Genomic DNA, 16,598 nt, shown 5'->3' with positions numbered 1-16,598 from the left:
CTTCTGTCAGTCTTGCCTGCTTTACCAGTAACAACCCTAATCGTTCTCTATTAATTTTTGAATATGCAAGGTTAAGTATAATTGCTCATCATCATTTAAAGCTGATTCTAAGTACTCTTCTACTAATTTCATTGTCTGAAATGCTTGATGATATTGCTCTTTCACATACGTTAATAATGGATTCGGTTTTGATTGATCTTCTGCATCTAAACGTTGAAAGAAAAAACGCAGATGTGTAATGAATCGATCGTAAGCTAATGAATCTTCATTAATTGTTAACTTATTCGATAAACGAATAATCACAATAATATCACGGATCTTTTTAGCAATGGTCCTAGCATCAAATTTTTGATTGCCGTTTTCATTAATCTGGGTATTGATTAGATGCATAGCAATATTGCCAGCTTCTTCATCTTCTAGTCTCACATTCAGTTTTTCTTCTATTAATCGTAACGCTTGTTTTCCTATTTCAAACTCTTTCGGATAACTTTTTTTGATTTCCCAAGATAAACGATTATGAAGAGATATTCCTTGTCGATAAAGCTTCATTAAATTGAATAGGTGATCCGTTAAAGAAATATAGAGCATTTCGCTTACCTCGTAATCTAATCTATCCTTTGCCAATTGAATAATATCATCCGTTAATGAAAAATACTTAATTGGTATAGAAGCAATCAATTTTTCAAATCGCTGATAAGAAGTTTTTTCCTTTAACACAAAAATTTTTTCGATTTTGCTTTCATCAGCTTCTAACCCTGGCTTCATTTGAAATCCTAATCCTGTACCAATCCATATAAAATCTTTCCCATTTTTTCCGACCAGAACTGCATTGTTATTGAGTATCTTTTTGATCTTCAAGACCTGTTTCACCTCCTTGAGCACAAGCAAAAACAGGCATACCTTAATACACGTGATAAAATCTCACTTGTAGTAAGGTATAGCCTGCCTTATCAGTAACTACCCATTCAATTTGATGTAATTATAAATGATTCCATATCATTTTGCAAGCGTTTTTCTTTTTAACAATATTTATACTAAGACATAAGAAACAACAATTTTAATAATTGTCTACCTTCAACTTTTTCTAATTCTTCAAAAGTACATTGCCCATCTTTTTTCAATTCTTGCTATTTTCTTCTAAATACTTTGTTAATCTTTTGTTCCTCTTTATATTATAAATCTATTGTGTTTTATCTCCGATTTAAGATTTTTTAATCATCTTTTATTATTTGCATATCTCTGGACTATTTTTGGCAATTATCAAATTGGTGGGGAATCTACTCAAATATTTGTCTCGCTTGAGTTACTCAGTTTTCTTCTTAAGACAAAAATCCTTAACATATCTCTTAAAAGCGATTTTTATTCCTTTCTATTTTTCATTATTTTCAACATTCGCTGTTTTTCTCACTCATCTTCTAATATTTTCAATATTTTTTTCACACTAATCGCTCATTTCAAGGGTAAATATTGAGTTTGTCTTAAATCTCTGGGGTGGAAATTTAAGACAAAAAAATCCCTGCTTAATGAGCAGGGATAACATTTATAAATCAATGTTTGTAAGCTTATTTAGCCAAAGCGTCTTTTGCTTGGTCAGCCAATGCAGTAAATGCTGCTGCATCGTTAACAGCCAAGTCAGCTAACATTTTACGGTTGATGTCGATTTCAGCAACTTTCAAACCGTGCATTAATTTTGAGTAGCTCAAGCCATTCATACGAGCTGCTGCGTTGATACGAGCAATCCACAATTTACGGAAGTCGCGTTTCTTTTGACGACGATCGCGATATGCGTAGTTGTATGAATTCATTACTTGTTCTTTTGCTGTTTTAAATAAAGTGTGTTTTGAACCGTAGTAACCTTTTGCTAATTTTAGCACTCTTTTACGACGTTTACGAGTTACTGTTCCACCTTTAACACGTGCCATGTATAATTCCTCCTAATAAAAATAAATCTTCAGATTCTGTTATTTGTACTTCTTATTTCATTTTTGCTAGTTGTTGGCGAATACGCTTGAAGTCGCCACTAGAAACCATGCTTGCTTTACGCAATTGACGGCGTTGTTTTTTTGTTTTGCCGTGGAAACGGTGACTTGTAAACGCGCGGAAGCGTTTCAATCCGCCTTTACCAGTACGTTTGAAACGTTTTGCTGATCCGCGGTGTGTTTTTTGTTTTGGCATGACTATATTTCCTCCTCAAAATCTTTCGTTATCCGACTATCGGCTGTCCAACAGCCAGTTAGTCATTCAAATTACTTACTGTCGTTTTTCGGTGCCAGCGTCAAGAACATGCTGCGTCCGTCCATTTTCGCTTTTTGTTCCACTGTTGCAATATCAGCAGTTTCTTCAGCTAAGCGATTCAAGACTTTTTGACCAATTTCTTTATGGGTAATGGCACGGCCTTTGAAACGGATAGAAGCTTTCACTTTATCGCCCTTTTCCAAGAACTTACGTGCATTACGAAGTTTTGTATTGAAGTCATTCAAGTCGATCGTAGGACTTAAGCGAACTTCTTTTACATTGATCACTTTTTGTTTTTTACGCGCTTCGCGGTCTTTCTTTTGTTGTTCGAAACGGTATTTACCGTAGTCCATGATTCGCGCAACTGGTGGTTTCGCACCAGGGGCAACTAACACAAGATCCAAGTTTGCTTGTTCTGCAATATTCAATGCTTCTGCTTTTGTCTTAACTCCTAATTGCTCACCATCTGAACCGATCAATCGTAACTCTCGTGCACGAATGCCGTCGTTAACCATCATATCCTTTGCTATGGTCATTCACCTCCAAATATTATGAGAGAAAGAAAAGCTTACCGAATAAACGGCAATAAAAAAACGAGTTCTCTTACAGAACCCGCGCGTACTTCACCTAATAGAACCAGTGAAAACTATCTAGCCCAGTGACATTATCAACTAAGGCGAGAAGCGGGTGCTTCTGCTTTTATTTCTCAACCATCATAGTATAGCAAAAACCAATCCTTCTGTCAATGTTTTTCATACAGTTTTTCTTCCTTTTCTGAAAATGATTGGTCTAGCAGACTTTCTAGCAGTGATTCCCGCTTCTTTGCTATACTAAAGAAAAACGAGGTGAATCCAAATGAAAAAAATCGAACCTATCCCACCTTCTCTTCCTCCTCTGACAAAAGGAGATTTTTATTTAGAAGATGAAGAAATCCTCTCTGGTCTTCTGATCAATGGAGGTGATCAAAGCTATCTTGATGCCAAAAATATGGTATTAAGAGAGAGTCATGTCCAAAAACTGACCATGCAAAAAACAGCTTTACGTCATTTTGAATGCAGTAATGTCATTTTTGAAAAGTGTGATTTTTCCAATCTGGAGTGGATTGGTGGCAGTTTCCACCAAGTCGTGTTTCATCAATGTAAATTAACAGGTACGAATTTTGCCGAAAGTTATCTTAGAGACTGCACTTTCACTGACTGCATTGCTTCGATGGCTTCCTTTAGCAGCACAAACTTGAAAGCCGTATCCTTCGATCATTGCCAGTTAGAAGACAGCGAATTTTATGAGGTCACTTGGAAAAATCTTTTTTTGTCTGATAATCAGTTAACTGGTTCGAATTGGTTCCGAACTTCTCTGAAGGGATTAGACTTTACGACTAATTTCTTCACTGCCATTGCTTTATCTCAAGATTATTTGGCAGGACTGATCGTCAACCAGGAGCAAGCACTTGTGATTGCTCAAGCCCTTGGTTTGCAGATCAAAGACTAGATCAACGAATCCGCCGCCATAGTGCAATGAGCATCCAAACAGATAAAACCAGACTGATGATCAAGGCGATTCCCCATCCGAAAACAGAATGGGTAAATGGTAGCTTAAGATTCATCCCGAAAAATCCTGTCACAATAGTCGGTACAGTCAAGATCAACGACCAGACAGTCAAAAACTTCATCGTGTCATTTAAATTGTTATTCAGTAAATTATTATAAGTGCCAGAAAGCTGATCTAAAATCTGCGAAGCTAAGTTCGTCATTTCAACTGCTTGTCGTGCTTCGATCAGTGCATCGTCCAACTCTTCCTTTTCCTTTTCTGACAACTTGCGATAAATGGCTAATGCCTTGATTTGTTCCAAAAGTACTACATTTTGTTTTGTTCCTGTAACTAAGTAAACCAAACCAATCTCTAAATCTGAAAGTTGCAGTAGATTCTTGTTTGTTGTTTTTTCCCTTAACTTTAGGTTGAGCCGTTGACGTTCGCTATTTACTTCCTCGATTAAAGGAAAAAAGGAATCGGAAATTAAAAATAATGTACGAAACAATAAACTGTATACACTCATGTCTGGCATTCGCTCCAAAAGTGATCGAATCAGTCGAATCACATACTCGGTATTCGGCGTGGTAAATGTAAACAAACCATCTTCTTTTAAAATAAAAGCGATAGGACTAGTTTCGTAATGATTATCAACTTTTTGTTGGTGCGGGACATTTGATACAAGTAGTAACGCTTCATCAAAAGAGTCATACTCTACGCGTGCCCGCTCATTTTTATCTAGAGAATAAGTCAGCATCTCATCGCTGATGCCATATTCTTCTTTTAAATTTTTAACAGCTAGCACATCATCTTGCTGTATATTGATCCAAAAATTACGTTCTTGATTAAAATAGTGTTTTTCCCGCATACTCCATCCTCCTGATATTTGTTTCTAGTATAAAGAAAAAAGCTACTCAAATAAAGGAGCATCCTTTTTTGAGTAGCTTTAAATCAAATAGCTAATTCAGTTTGGCGGATTTCTGCTAATTTTTCTTCGATCATTTTCAAGACTTCTTCTTTTGCTTGAGGATCTTCCACAAAATTATAGCGATCTCCATCGATTTGGATTTTTGGACTTTCTTTGTATTCTTCATACCATTGATCATACCGTCTGTTCAATTCTTTGTAATAATCGTACAGACTTGGGTCAAAGGACAATTGTTCATACGAACGACCACGTTTCTCGATCCGTTCTAGCATCGTATCAAAAGATACACGAATATGAACTAATAAATCCGGGTGTTTTTTATGGGCAGCATAGGGCAGTTCTTCCATCATGTTTTCCAGCAGTTCATCATACACACGAACTTCCGTTTCCGTCGCTCTTCCTAGATCTGCATTTAGATGGAAAAGCAGCGAATCTTCATAAATCGAACGGTCCAATACATTATTGTCATCTTTCATTGCTTGTTTGATGCTTGCAAAACGTTTATTCAAAAAATAAATTTGCAACAAAAAAGCATACTGTTCAGGGTTTGCATAAAATAAGGGCAAGACTTCATTATCATCAATTGATTCATAAAATGCCTGACTATCAAAGTGTTCAGCCATCATTTCTGTCAAACTTGATTTTCCGGCACCAATTGTACCTGCTAAAACGATCACGCTCATTTACCTCCAGCTCACTTCATCACTAAATATTGTGTTTAACTCCAACATTTTTAAATATACCCCCAATATCTAGTAGTGTCAATTGTATTTTTTTCTAGTCAAAAAAGAAAAAAGGTCAAAAAATTCTTAAGAAAAAAGGGTTTTTCCTTTAGAAAACGTATTCTTAGTTTTACTTCTGGGATGATTTTAGTAAAATAAAGAAGGAATGTTTTTTGAGACCCTTAGCGGACAAAAAATTTCGTGAAGCAGCGCAACTCGTTTTGGGCGCTTTATTTTTTGCTTAAAAATCACTTTTACGTGAGAAGGAGTTAGATTATGGCAAACTATGGCCAAGGAGAATCAAGCGGAAAGATTATCTTGATGGGCGAGCACGCGGTTGTTTATGGAGAACCGGCGATTGCCTTTCCTTTTTATGCAACAAAAGTCACCGCATTCCTTGAAGAGCTGGATGCAATGGACGATCAATTGGTTTCTTCCTACTATTCAGGAAATTTAGCCGAAGCTCCTCATACATTAAAAAATATCAAAAAATTATTCATCCATTTAAAAAAAGAGCATGATATCCATAAAAACTTGCAACTAACCATCGAAAGCACGATTCCTGCTGAACGTGGAATGGGATCAAGTGCTGCGGTCGCCACAGCAGTTACTCGTGCTTTTTATGATTACTTAGCACTCCCTTTGTCTCGTGAAATACTATTAGAGAAAGTACAACTTTCGGAAAAAATCGCACATGGCAATCCTAGTGGGATCGATGCAGCCGCTACTAGCAGCTTGCAGCCAATTTATTTTATAAAAGGGCATCCTTTTGATTATTTTTCTTTGAATATCGATGCTTTTTTGATTGTCGCTGATACAGGAATCAAAGGACAAACAAGAGAAGCCGTCAAAGATGTCGCTCACCTGTTTGAAAGACAACCACATGAAACTGGACAAATGATCCAAAAATTAGGATACTTCACAAAGCAAGCGAAGCAAGCAATCATTGAAAATTCACCAGAAATGTTAGCTCAAACAATGGATGAATCACAATCACTTCTGGAAAAACTGACGATCAGCAACGATTTCCTTGATTTACTGATCCAAACAGCTAAAGATACCGGTGCATTAGGTGCTAAATTAACTGGCGGCGGACGCGGTGGCTGCATGATTGCATTAGCACAAACAAAAACAAAAGCCCAAGAAATCAGTCAAGCACTTGAAGATGCGGGTGCGGCTGAAACTTGGATACAAGGATTAGGAGTACATACCTATGTTTAAAGGCAAAGCACGCGCATATACCAACATTGCCCTAATCAAATATTGGGGTAAGAAAAATGAAGCACTCATCCTTCCGATGAACAACAGTCTTTCGTTGACATTGGATGCATTTTATACCGAAACAGAAGTCATCTTTTCTGATAGCTATATAGCAGATGAATTTTATCTAGATGACACCTTGCAAGACGAAAAAGCAACAAAAAAAGTTAGTCAGTTTCTTGACCTTTTTCGTAAAGAAGCCGGCATCTCACTAAAAGCTTCAGTAATCAGTCAGAATTTCGTTCCTACCGCAGCCGGATTAGCATCCTCTGCTAGCGGGCTAGCTGCTTTAGCAGGCGCTTGTAATACTGCCCTTAAGCTTGGATTAGACGATCTTTCTCTTTCAAGATTTGCTCGACGCGGGTCTGGTTCAGCTTGCCGAAGTATTTTTGGTGGTTTCGTCGAATGGGAAAAAGGTCATGATGACTTAAGCTCTTATGCCAAGCCAGTCCCTTCTGATTCTTTCGAAGACGATCTAGCAATGGTTTTCATTTTGATCAACGACCAGAAAAAAGAAGTGTCTAGCAGAAATGGGATGCGGCGGACAGTCGAAACATCCAGTTTTTATCAAGGCTGGTTAGATTCCGTTGAAGGGGATCTATATCAATTGAAACAAGCAATCAAAACAAAAGATTTCCAACTTCTCGGAGAAACGATGGAAAGAAACGGACTAAAAATGCACGGAACGACTTTAGCTGCCCAACCACCTTTCACTTACTGGTCTCCTGACAGCTTAAAAGCGATGGATGCGGTGCGGCAATTGAGAAAGCAAGGCATTCCATGCTACTTTACGATGGATGCTGGCCCTAATGTCAAAGTTTTAGTGGAAAACAGCCATTTATCTGAGGTACAAGAAACATTTACCAAATTATTTAGCAAAGAACAAGTAATTACTGCCCACGCTGGTCCAGGAATTGCGATTATTGAATAAAGGGAGATTTTTATGATTGAAGTATCTGCACCAGGCAAACTCTATATTGCCGGAGAATATGCAGTTGTTGAAACAGGTCATCCGGCAGTTATCGCTGCAGTCGATCAATTCGTGACAGTCACTGTAGAGTCCGCACGAAAAGTGGGAAGTATCCAATCTGCGCAATATAGCGGGATGCCTGTACGTTGGACAAGACGTAACGGGGAATTAGTTTTAGATATTCGGGAAAATCCTTTTCATTATATCCTTGCTGCTATTCGATTGACTGAAAAGTATGCACAAGAAAAAAACATTCTTTTATCCTTTTATGATCTGAAAGTAACAAGCGAGCTAGACAGTTCAAATGGTCGGAAATACGGATTAGGTTCTAGCGGCGCCGTTACTGTTGCAACGGTCAAAGCCTTGAATGTTTTTTACGCATTGAATTTATCTCAGCTAGAGATTTTCAAGATCGCAGCACTCGCTAATTTAGCAGTTCAAGATAATGGTTCTTGCGGCGACATCGCTGCTAGCTGTTATGGTGGCTGGATCGCCTTCTCGACCTTCGACCATCCTTGGCTCCAAGAACAAGAAACTCAGCATTCCATCAGTGAGTTACTTGCCATGGATTGGCCTGGTCTATCAATTGAGCCATTGATTGCTCCTGAAGATTTACGTTTATTGATTGGTTGGACGGGTAGCCCTGCCTCTACCTCTGATTTGGTCGATCAAGTTCACCGTTCGAGAGAAGATAAAATGGCGGCTTATCAGCTTTTCTTAAAAAACAGTACAGAATGCGTCAACGAAATGATCAAAGGGTTTAAAGAAGATAATGTTACGTTGATCCAACAGATGATTCGAAAAAACCGACAATTACTGCATGATTTATCGGCTATCACCGGGGTTGTTATCGAAACGCCTGCTTTGAACAAATTATGTAATTTAGCTGAACAGTATGAAGGGGCTGCAAAGTCTTCCGGTGCAGGTGGTGGGGATTGCGGCATCGTAATCGTTGATCAGAAATCTGGCATCCTTCCTTTAATGAGTGCATGGGAAAAAGCAGAAATCACCCCCCTACCGTTACATGTCTATAGCGATCAAAGAAAGGAAAACCGATGAATCGAAAAGATGAACATGTTTCACTAGCTAAAGCCTTTCATGATAAGCAAAAAAATGAATTTGATTTCGTACGGGTCATTCATAATCCTTTGCCGCAAACAGCAGTTGCTGATGTCGATCTAAGTACACAGGCAGCTGGGTTTACACTAAGCAGCCCGTTTTATATCAATGCGATGACAGGCGGAAGCGAAAAAACAAAAAAAATCAACCAAAATCTTGCAATCGTCGCAAGAGAAGCAGATTTGATGATTGCCACTGGTTCAGTCAGCGCTGCCTTGAAGGACCCTTCTTTAGCCGATACTTATACAATTGTGCGACAAGAATATCCTCACGGGAAAATCATTGCCAACATCGGTGCAGGAACTTCTGTCGAAAGAGCCCAAGAAGCTATCCGATTGTTTCACGCAGATGCCTTACAGATTCATTTGAATGCACCTCAAGAATTGGTCATGCCTGAGGGAGACCGTGATTTTACTAACTGGAAAGCACTTATCCAAGAGATTCATACAGCCATTGATGTCCCCCTCATCGTAAAAGAAGTCGGGTTTGGCATGACAAGAGAAACGATCAATGATTTAGCTTCTTTAGGGGTTCATACAGTTGATATCAGCGGTCGAAGCGGGACAAGTTTCACCCAGATTGAAAATGCCCGTCGCTCCAAGCGAGAACTGAATTATCTAGCTGATTGGGGGCAATCGACAGTCGCCTCATTGCTTGAAGCAAATGAAGCAGACACTTCTATGGAAATCCTAGCCTCCGGAGGTATCCGCAATGCCTATGACATATTTAAGGCCCTTTGTCTAGGCGCAAAAGCAGTGGGCACTTCAGGAACTGTATTGACTCACCTGATGAATCATGGCGTAGAAGAAACCATTATGCTAATGAAACAATGGCAAGAGGAACTTCGTCTGCTTTATACCATGGTCGGCGCAACGAATATCGCGACCCTCCACCAACAATCTCTCATCTTTTCCGGTCCAGTGAAGGATTGGTGCGAAGCAAGAGGAATCGACTTAGTGAAGTATGGAAGACGCACAGAAAAAGGAGTATGACTGATTTACGTCATACTCCTTTTTTTCAAATAAATGATGTTTGATCAGCTGTCCTTCGGTATTCGTTCAAGCTGCTGATTTCATAACCTCTCCACTAAACAGTGTACTAAACCTCGTTTAAGGTTGTTTTCCGATATAGGCAAGTATGCCGCCGTCTACATACAAGACATGGCCGTTAACGAAATCCGATGCGCTAGAAGCCAAGAAGACAGATGGCCCAGCCAAATCGATTGGCTCGCCCCAACGTGCTGCTGGCGTACGTCCAACGATAAATTGGTCGAATGGATGACGTTCTCCGTTTTCTTGTGTTTCGCGTAATGGAGCAGTTTGCGGTGTAGCAATATAACCTGGTCCAATTCCATTACATTGGATATTGTATTGACCGTATTCAGAAGCGATGTTTTTCGTCAGCATTTTTAATCCGCCTTTTGCCGCAGCATAAGCACTGACTGTTTCGCGTCCTAATTCACTCATCATGGAACAGATATTGATGATTTTACCGCCGCCTTTTTCGATCATATCTGGAATAACTGCTTTTGAAACGATAAATGGAGCATTTAAATCCACGTCGATCACTTGACGGAAGTCAGCCGCATCCATTTCGATCATCGGTGTCCGTTTGATGATCCCTGCATTATTGACTAAAATATCAACTGAACCTACATCTTCTTTGATTTGCTGAACCATTGCTTGAACCGCTTCTTCATCGGTTACATCGCAGACATAACCTTTTGCATCGATGCCCGCTTCTTTATAATGCGCTATACCTTCATCAACTGATTCTTGATTCAAGTTATTAAACACGATTTTTGCTCCTGCTGTAGCTAAAGAGCGTGCAATCTCAAATCCAATACCATAGACGGCACCGGTGACTAATGCTACTTTTCCATCTAAACGAAACATATCCATATTAAATTCCATCATTTTCTCTCCCTTATGCTTATTTTAATTGATCCATTTGCACCATATCCATGTCTGTATAGGTGATGTTTTCTCCGCACATTGCCCAGATGAATGAGTAATTGCTTGTACCTACACCTGAATGGATCGACCAGCTTGGTGAAATAATAGCTTGTTCATTGTCTACGACTAAATGTTTTGTTTCATCTGGTTTGCCCATCATGTGGAACACACGTGTATCTTCATTGGCATAATCAAAGTAGACATACGCTTCCATACGACGTTCATGTGTATGACAAGGCATCGTATTCCAAGCACTTCCTGGTTCTAAAATCGTATAACCCATTTGTAATTGACAGCTTTCGCATACATTTGGATGGATATATTGATAGATTTTACGTTCATTCAATGTCAGACCTTCACCAGTTTCCATTGGTTTTACTTGGTCGATACTGATTTTTACATTTGGATATTTATGATGAGCTGGAACAGAACTAATATAGAATTTAGCTGGGTTTTCAGCATCTTGAGAAGAAAATACGACATGTCGTGTTTCTTTTCCGATATAATAGCCGTCTTGTTTTTTCATTTCTTCTTTTTGCCCATCGATCTCGATGAATCCTGGTCCACCGATATTGATCACACCTAGTTCACGACGTTCTAAGAAGTAATCAACACCTAGTTCTTTGTCTAATGTGATTTCTAATTCTTTTTCAGTAGGTGTCACGCCACCAAAGATCATTCGATCGTTGTGCGTATAAGTCAAACTGATTTTTCCTGGTTCAAATACCTTCTCTACTAAAAACTCTTTTCTCAATTGTTCTGTTGAATAATGACGGATATCTTCTGGACTGTGTGTATAACGTGTTTCCATTTCTTGCATTTTCTTCTACTCCTTCTATCGAATGATTTTTCCAGAGCCGCATGCTAAAAATTGTGCGACTTCTTCTTGACTGAATTGGTTGCAGTCCCCGTGGATCGTATGCTTCAAGGCAGAAGCTGCCGTAGCAAAATCAATGATTTCTTGCGGGGGCATATTGGATAAAATCCCATGGAGCACGCCACCTGCAAAAGCATCTCCGCCACCTACTCGATCTACGATTGGGGTGATTCTATGGACATGGGATTCCACATATTCATGGTTCATCCACAATGTCCCCTTCAATTCATTTTCACTTGCTGAATGAACGGTACGTTTGGTCGAATAAAACACCTGGATATTCGGGAACTTTTCCTGCATTTTTTGATAATAATAAATTAGCGGTTGTTCTTCTGCTTCTGGCGCTTTCTCGATACCTAACAAATAAAGAGCATCCATTTTTCCAGCTGAACAGATATCTACTAAAGGTAAAAGCTGATGGATTACTTCGCTGGCTTCTTGCTGTGTCCATAATTTCCCGCGATAGTTGATATCGAAGCTGATCAGACAGCCGGCTTTTTTTGCAGCTTCTATCACTTGTTTCGTCATTTTTTGCCATTTTTTAGACAAAGCTGGGGTGATCCCTGAAACATGAAATATATCTATTCCTTGGAATAACTCCTCTAGCGACCATTCCAAATGATCCATTTCAGCAAAGCTTGATCCGGCACGATCATAGATCACTGAGGCGGCGCGTTCGCCACTACCAGTTTCCATATAATAAGTACCTAGTCTTGGACCACCAGATAATACCTGTTTCGTATCTACTCCATAACATTGCAAGTGCTTTTTGACTGCTTTTCCCAACGCGTTATCAGGTACTTTGGTAGCAAAAACCGCGTCATGTCCGTAATTAGCTAAAGAAATTGCTACGTTTGCTTCCCCTCCGCCATAATGGGCTACGAATCGTTCACTTGAATCGATGCGGGTTCCCTGTTCTGTGGATAATCGCAACATGATTTCTCCGAGTGTCACTACTTTTCCCATAAGCAGTTACCTCTTGATTTCTTTCATTTTTGCTGCATACTGTTGCGCGACTTCCGTTACTTTGTCAAAATCTCCTGTAGCTGCAGGTGCTAAAAGGTTCCCACCTACTCCGACTGTTACGACACCAGCATCGAACCACTCTTTCATATTGTCCAGACTCACACCACCAGTTGGCATGATATTGACTTGAGGCATCGGTGCCTTGAAGGCAGAAATGATACTTGGTCCATAAGCGCTTCCAGGAAATAGTTTGACGATATCTACCCCGCTTTTCAGGGCTGTTTTGATCTCGGTAATCGTCATACATCCAGGTAAGTAAGGAATTTGATACAGATTGCACATTTCTGCCGTTTCTTGATCAAAGGAAGGGCTAACAATATACTCTGCGCCAGCTAAGATAGCCAAGCGAGCTGTGACAGCGTCTAATACTGTACCTGCGCCAATCACTATTTCTGGTTGATCTTTGTAGAATGACAAAAGTTCTTTGATTACTTGATCCGCTTGAGGGACTGTAAAAGTCAACTCAATACCAGTTAGACCACCTTTGATGATTGCGTGGCAAGCATTCAAAGCTTCTTCTTTACTTTTTCCGCGTACCACCGCAATCACTCCGGCGTTTTTCAATCGAGATAAAATATCAATTTTTTTCATCTTCTCCACCTATTTCCTATTTAGAAATTTTATTTTATAATTTGGAAATCTATACCCATATTATACGGCAGAAAAGAAAAAATGCAAACGCTTTTTTCATTATTTTTGAATTCTTTGCTCGATTTCGCTTTTTGTTTGCTTGAGGGCACTGATTATTTGTTCTTTTGTCTCATCTGTTAAACGATATTTCGGCATACTTACACTAAATGCACCAATGATTTGTTCATTTTTCACGATTGAGGCTCCTATACAAAAAATATCACGTTCGATTTCTTCATCGTCAAATGCAACGTGGGTTTCTTTTACCGTTTGGATTTCCTTTTTCAAACGCAAGGCATTGGTAATCGTGTACTCCGTGTAAGGGATCAACGGATGTTTTTCAAGATAATCAGTGTACTGCTCTTCACTGAATTCTGCTAATACGGCTTTACCCATCGCAGAATTGTATAATGGTCGGGTGATTCCGATTTTTGAAGACATACGGATCGTTTGATGTTTTGGATCTAGTTTGTTCACATACAAGATTTCATTGTTGTCCAATAACCCTAAGTGGATAGTCTCATCGATCTTTTGCTGCAACTGTTCTAAAAATGGTAAAGTCAGTTCTACCAAATCGATTTGCTCAATGTTTTTATTCGCGTAGCGAATAAGCTTTGCACCTAAACGATAATTTTTCTCTGAATTTTTATTTACGTAGCCGATCATCAGTAAAGTATCTAGTATTTTCAAGACTGTAGAAGAAGTCATTCCCACACCCTTTGCGATCGTCTGCAAAGAGATGTCTGGATTTTCCGCTAAATAGTCTAGTATTTTAGAAGCTTTGATCAATACAGTTCCATAAGGTTTTTTATTTTCCATATAATATTCTCCTATTTCTTTATAAGAAAAATTATAGCGGAAATATCATCAATTTAAAAGAGATAACCGAATACAAACTGCTATTTCTCTTTATAGGCAACTCAAAGTTAAAGATCCGCTTCATTTTTACATCAAGCTTTGATATAAGGCAATAATTTCTTCTACTGTCGTTTCTCTTGGATTTCCTGGTGTACATACATCTCGCAAAGCATCTTCTGCAATTGCTGGGATATCCGCTTCTTTTACACCTAACTCAGAAATGGTCGCTGGGATTCCAACCGCTTTGCTCAATCGATCGATCTCACCGCAAGCTGCATCTCTTACATCTTCTAAAGACATTTCAGCTGCTCCTTTGATTCCTAGTACAAGAGCGATTTCACGGTATTTTTCTCCAGTATATTCTTTGTTATATTTCATGATCGTTGGCAAGAGCGCTGCACACGCTACACCATGTGGGATGTTGTACCATGCACTTAACGGATGAGCCATCCCATGCACCAGTCCTAAACCTACATTTGAGAAGCCCATTCCTGCAATATATTGTCCTAATGCCATTTTTTCTCGCCCATTTTGATCACCCTCTACAGAAGCTTCCAAAGAATGACCAATGATTTCAATTGCTTTCAAATGCAGCATATCAGTCATTTCCCAAGCGCCTTTTGTGATCAACCCTTCGATAGCATGTGTCATAGCATCCATCCCTGTTGACGCAGCCAATTTTTTCGGCATTCCCATCATCATGTCACTGTCGATGAACGCAACGATTGGGATATCATGTGGATCGACACAGACGAATTTCCGGTGATTTGCTTCATCTGTGATGACGTAGTTGATCGTTACCTCAGCTGCTGTCCCAGAAGTCGTTGGTACAGCTAAGATAGGTAAACATGGATTTTTTGTATCAGCCACACCTTCTAAGCTGATGACATCTGAAAACTCTGGATTCGTCAAAATAATCCCAATGGCTTTTGCCGTATCGATTGGCGACCCCCCACCGATTGCGATCAAACAGTCTGCTTCTGCCTCTTTAACAAAAGCTACTCCGTCTTTTACGTTTTGGATCGTTGGGTTAGGTACGATCCCGTCGTATAAAACATAATCGATTCCTGCATTATCCAAAAGCTCTGTTACTTTTGTCGCTATGCCATGTTCGATCAATCCTTTATCAGTAATGACAGCTGCTTTGCTGAATCCTCGCTGCTGAAATTCGGGAACGATTGACTCAATCGCTCCTTTTCCAAAATACGATGTTTCATTTAAAATCATTCGATTACTCATTTTCTATTCCTCCTGATTTGTATTATTTTTCACAATAAAAATGAAAGAACCTCAAGCAACCGGTTGCCCAGTTGCTTGTTGCTACAGTTCGAAGACTGGCGTCAATTCACGGCTGACTGGGGAGGCATCTGGATTTGTTTCCATGATATCTTCCATGTATTTCCACCATTTTTGATTAATCGGTGTAGTTGCCATTTTCCCCCATAACTCTTCATCCTCGACCACTAGGTAACCAAATAATAAACTTGTACTCGGATCAAGATAGATCGAATAGTCGATGACCCCATGTTCACGAAGCGCTGTGCGCATCTCTGACCAAAGTTCATCATGTCTTTTTTTGTATTCTTCTTGTTTTTCTGGGTAAACTTTCATGCAAAAGGCTTTTTTCACCATGTCAGACACCTGCTTTCGTATGAACTTCCTCCAAATAACCTGCTTTCGGAGTAACACCAAACGCATCTGCTAAGCGCCACAAATTCTCATCTGTGATTGTTTGCAAGATTGGTCCTTGCGCTTTGACGTACGTATAGACTTCTGCTGCCTTTTCTGCTGTCTCGATCAAACCAAAGACTTCATCCATGTCTTTTCCTGACCCGTAGATTCCATGTTGCGGCCATAAAACCAATCGAGTTTCTTTCATTTTTTCAGCTGTTGCTTCCCCAATCTCATTTGTTCCTGGAACCATCCACGGAATGATGGAAATCCCTTCTGGAAAAACAACTAAGCATTCCGTGCACATTTGCCACAGCGTACGACTAAAGGAACGTTCGTCTAATTCATGCGTAAAGCTCATCGCTAATAAATGGCTAGCATGGCAATGCATAACGATCCGATTATCTGGGTCTACTTCTAAACGGGCGATATGACTCATGAAATGACTTGGCAACTCGCTTGTAGGAAGGCAGTCATTTTCTAACCCCCACAAAAGCTCTAATGTTTTGCCATCCTCGGCAACTCGAACGATTCCAAGGTTTTCGGCAGGTTCGCTCGCTACATTTTTAAAATATCTTCCTGAACCAGTTACAATAAAATAGCATCCTGCTAAACGGCTGGCATCAAAAATCATCGAGATGCGGCGGGTCACTTTTTCAGGATCCAAGAACGGTGTGATCTCTTCCTCTTTGAGTAAATAAGAAATATTCCCGCCATTTCGTTCATCCCATCCCAAGCGATAAAGATTCGATGTCGTTTCAATCATTTCTTTCACATAAGGCGCTTGTAAAATATCTATTTTTTTCAATATAGCCACACT

The 16,598-nt window shown here is 39.5% G+C and carries 19 protein-coding genes and 1 other annotated feature; of the genes, 5 read left to right on the top strand and 14 right to left on the bottom strand.

What is annotated here, in order from left to right:
* Positions 1 to 36 precede the first annotated feature (36 nt).
* The 4 genes from IGK53_RS01150 to infC all read right to left on the bottom strand — a co-directional run bounded on the left by IGK53_RS01150 (position 37) and on the right by infC (position 2,771).
* Positions 37 to 858: a PRD domain-containing protein gene (locus tag IGK53_RS01150; protein ID WP_002329702.1), complete on the bottom strand. Its 822-nt coding sequence runs from the start codon at positions 856 to 858 to the stop codon at positions 37 to 39.
* A 704-nt stretch (positions 859 to 1,562) separates the two neighbouring features.
* Positions 1,563 to 1,922 carry a 50S ribosomal protein L20 gene (gene rplT, locus IGK53_RS01145; protein ID WP_002293355.1) on the bottom strand — a complete coding sequence of 120 codons (360 nt, stop codon included), beginning with the start codon at positions 1,920 to 1,922 and terminating at the stop codon, positions 1,563 to 1,565.
* 52 nt (positions 1,923 to 1,974) lie between these two features.
* Positions 1,975 to 2,175, bottom strand: a complete 201-nt coding sequence (gene rpmI / locus IGK53_RS01140; RefSeq protein ID WP_002289309.1) for a 50S ribosomal protein L35 — start codon at positions 2,173 to 2,175, stop codon at positions 1,975 to 1,977.
* 71 nt (positions 2,176 to 2,246) lie between these two features.
* Positions 2,247 to 2,771: a translation initiation factor IF-3 gene (gene infC, locus IGK53_RS01135; RefSeq protein ID WP_002293357.1), complete on the bottom strand. Its 525-nt coding sequence runs from the start codon at positions 2,769 to 2,771 to the stop codon at positions 2,247 to 2,249.
* Positions 2,772 to 2,814: 43 nt separating this feature from the next.
* Positions 2,815 to 2,940 (bottom strand) — a sequence feature (ribosomal protein L20 leader region).
* A 150-nt stretch (positions 2,941 to 3,090) separates the two neighbouring features.
* Here infC and IGK53_RS01130 point away from each other — a divergent pair.
* Positions 3,091 to 3,723 (top strand): pentapeptide repeat-containing protein, encoded by a 633-nt coding sequence (locus IGK53_RS01130; protein WP_002329703.1) that lies wholly within the window; start codon positions 3,091 to 3,093, stop codon positions 3,721 to 3,723.
* Between the two features lies 1 nt (position 3,724).
* Here IGK53_RS01130 and IGK53_RS01125 read toward each other — a convergent pair whose 3' ends face one another.
* Together IGK53_RS01125 and IGK53_RS01120 are read right to left on the bottom strand one after the other, a co-directional pair.
* A complete protein-coding gene (locus IGK53_RS01125; RefSeq protein ID WP_002313988.1) occupies positions 3,725 to 4,630 on the bottom strand; it encodes a magnesium transporter CorA family protein in 906 nt (301 codons plus the stop codon).
* An 83-nt stretch (positions 4,631 to 4,713) separates the two neighbouring features.
* The gene (locus tag IGK53_RS01120; RefSeq protein ID WP_002293362.1) at positions 4,714 to 5,373 is read right to left on the bottom strand and encodes a deoxynucleoside kinase; all 660 of its coding nucleotides are present in this window, start codon (positions 5,371 to 5,373) and stop codon (positions 4,714 to 4,716) included.
* A 315-nt stretch (positions 5,374 to 5,688) separates the two neighbouring features.
* Between IGK53_RS01120 and mvk the strand changes: the two genes are divergently transcribed.
* The 4 genes from mvk to fni are packed head-to-tail and all read left to right on the top strand — an operon-like array spanning position 5,689 to position 9,753.
* Positions 5,689 to 6,633: a mevalonate kinase gene (gene mvk / locus IGK53_RS01115; RefSeq protein WP_002329704.1), complete on the top strand. Its 945-nt coding sequence runs from the start codon at positions 5,689 to 5,691 to the stop codon at positions 6,631 to 6,633.
* Positions 6,626 to 7,603: a diphosphomevalonate decarboxylase gene (gene mvaD / locus IGK53_RS01110; RefSeq protein WP_002293367.1), complete on the top strand. Its 978-nt coding sequence runs from the start codon at positions 6,626 to 6,628 to the stop codon at positions 7,601 to 7,603. The genes mvk and mvaD overlap by 8 nt, the downstream gene beginning before the upstream one ends.
* Positions 7,604 to 7,615: 12 nt before the next feature.
* Positions 7,616 to 8,701 (top strand): phosphomevalonate kinase, encoded by a 1,086-nt coding sequence (locus tag IGK53_RS01105; protein WP_002329705.1) that lies wholly within the window; start codon positions 7,616 to 7,618, stop codon positions 8,699 to 8,701.
* Positions 8,698 to 9,753, top strand: a complete 1,056-nt coding sequence (gene fni / locus IGK53_RS01100) for a type 2 isopentenyl-diphosphate Delta-isomerase (protein ID WP_002329706.1) — start codon at positions 8,698 to 8,700, stop codon at positions 9,751 to 9,753. The genes IGK53_RS01105 and fni overlap by 4 nt, the downstream gene beginning before the upstream one ends.
* 117 nt (positions 9,754 to 9,870) lie before the next feature.
* Here fni and IGK53_RS01095 read toward each other — a convergent pair whose 3' ends face one another.
* From IGK53_RS01095 to rhaD, 8 genes are all read right to left on the bottom strand, one after another.
* Complete coding sequence (locus tag IGK53_RS01095; protein WP_002320630.1) at positions 9,871 to 10,674, bottom strand: gluconate 5-dehydrogenase; 804 nt, start codon at positions 10,672 to 10,674, stop codon at positions 9,871 to 9,873.
* A 19-nt stretch (positions 10,675 to 10,693) separates the two neighbouring features.
* Positions 10,694 to 11,536 carry a 5-dehydro-4-deoxy-D-glucuronate isomerase gene (kduI, locus tag IGK53_RS01090; protein WP_002288239.1) on the bottom strand — a complete coding sequence of 281 codons (843 nt, stop codon included), beginning with the start codon at positions 11,534 to 11,536 and terminating at the stop codon, positions 10,694 to 10,696.
* Positions 11,537 to 11,551: 15 nt separating this feature from the next.
* Positions 11,552 to 12,559 (bottom strand): sugar kinase, encoded by a 1,008-nt coding sequence (locus tag IGK53_RS01085; RefSeq protein WP_002329707.1) that lies wholly within the window; start codon positions 12,557 to 12,559, stop codon positions 11,552 to 11,554.
* Positions 12,560 to 12,565: 6 nt separating this feature from the next.
* A complete protein-coding gene (locus IGK53_RS01080) occupies positions 12,566 to 13,210 on the bottom strand; it encodes a bifunctional 4-hydroxy-2-oxoglutarate aldolase/2-dehydro-3-deoxy-phosphogluconate aldolase (RefSeq protein ID WP_002288242.1) in 645 nt (214 codons plus the stop codon).
* Between the two features lie 99 nt (positions 13,211 to 13,309).
* The gene (locus IGK53_RS01075) at positions 13,310 to 14,068 is read right to left on the bottom strand and encodes an IclR family transcriptional regulator (protein ID WP_002329708.1); all 759 of its coding nucleotides are present in this window, start codon (positions 14,066 to 14,068) and stop codon (positions 13,310 to 13,312) included.
* Between the two features lie 126 nt (positions 14,069 to 14,194).
* Complete coding sequence (gene fucO, locus IGK53_RS01070) at positions 14,195 to 15,346, bottom strand: lactaldehyde reductase (RefSeq protein ID WP_002329709.1); 1,152 nt, start codon at positions 15,344 to 15,346, stop codon at positions 14,195 to 14,197.
* Between the two features lie 81 nt (positions 15,347 to 15,427).
* Positions 15,428 to 15,739, bottom strand: a complete 312-nt coding sequence (rhaM, locus tag IGK53_RS01065; protein ID WP_002329710.1) for an L-rhamnose mutarotase — start codon at positions 15,737 to 15,739, stop codon at positions 15,428 to 15,430.
* A 1-nt stretch (position 15,740) separates the two neighbouring features.
* A complete protein-coding gene (gene rhaD / locus IGK53_RS01060) occupies positions 15,741 to 16,586 on the bottom strand; it encodes a rhamnulose-1-phosphate aldolase (RefSeq protein ID WP_002293380.1) in 846 nt (281 codons plus the stop codon).
* Positions 16,587 to 16,598 lie beyond the last annotated feature (12 nt).

The sequence above is a fragment of the Enterococcus sp. DIV1224 genome, assembly GCF_050555455.1.
Classification (GTDB): Bacteria; Bacillota; Bacilli; order Lactobacillales; family Enterococcaceae; genus Enterococcus_B; species Enterococcus_B lactis.
The sequence above is the reverse complement of the archived record's forward strand: the minus strand, read 5'-3'. Positions and strand labels throughout refer to the sequence as shown.

Coding starts and splice junctions, on each gene's coding strand:
- IGK53_RS01080 (WP_002288242.1), bottom strand. CDS start 13,210: ATGAAAAAAATTGATATTTTATCTCGATTGAAAAACGCCGGAGTGATT.
- mvaD (WP_002293367.1), top strand. CDS start 6,626: ATGTTTAAAGGCAAAGCACGCGCATATACCAACATTGCCCTAATCAAA.
- kduI (WP_002288239.1), bottom strand. CDS start 11,536: ATGCAAGAAATGGAAACACGTTATACACACAGTCCAGAAGATATCCGT.
- IGK53_RS01120 (WP_002293362.1), bottom strand. CDS start 5,373: ATGAGCGTGATCGTTTTAGCAGGTACAATTGGTGCCGGAAAATCAAGT.
- fucO (WP_002329709.1), bottom strand. CDS start 15,346: ATGAGTAATCGAATGATTTTAAATGAAACATCGTATTTTGGAAAAGGA.
- mvk (WP_002329704.1), top strand. CDS start 5,689: ATGGCAAACTATGGCCAAGGAGAATCAAGCGGAAAGATTATCTTGATG.
- rhaM (WP_002329710.1), bottom strand. CDS start 15,739: ATGGTGAAAAAAGCCTTTTGCATGAAAGTTTACCCAGAAAAACAAGAA.
- IGK53_RS01095 (WP_002320630.1), bottom strand. CDS start 10,674: ATGGAATTTAATATGGATATGTTTCGTTTAGATGGAAAAGTAGCATTA.
- rplT (WP_002293355.1), bottom strand. CDS start 1,922: ATGGCACGTGTTAAAGGTGGAACAGTAACTCGTAAACGTCGTAAAAGA.
- fni (WP_002329706.1), top strand. CDS start 8,698: ATGAATCGAAAAGATGAACATGTTTCACTAGCTAAAGCCTTTCATGAT.
- infC (WP_002293357.1), bottom strand. CDS start 2,771: ATGACCATAGCAAAGGATATGATGGTTAACGACGGCATTCGTGCACGA.
- IGK53_RS01075 (WP_002329708.1), bottom strand. CDS start 14,068: ATGGAAAATAAAAAACCTTATGGAACTGTATTGATCAAAGCTTCTAAA.
- IGK53_RS01125 (WP_002313988.1), bottom strand. CDS start 4,630: ATGCGGGAAAAACACTATTTTAATCAAGAACGTAATTTTTGGATCAAT.
- IGK53_RS01130 (WP_002329703.1), top strand. CDS start 3,091: ATGAAAAAAATCGAACCTATCCCACCTTCTCTTCCTCCTCTGACAAAA.
- rpmI (WP_002289309.1), bottom strand. CDS start 2,175: ATGCCAAAACAAAAAACACACCGCGGATCAGCAAAACGTTTCAAACGT.
- IGK53_RS01105 (WP_002329705.1), top strand. CDS start 7,616: ATGATTGAAGTATCTGCACCAGGCAAACTCTATATTGCCGGAGAATAT.
- IGK53_RS01085 (WP_002329707.1), bottom strand. CDS start 12,559: ATGGGAAAAGTAGTGACACTCGGAGAAATCATGTTGCGATTATCCACA.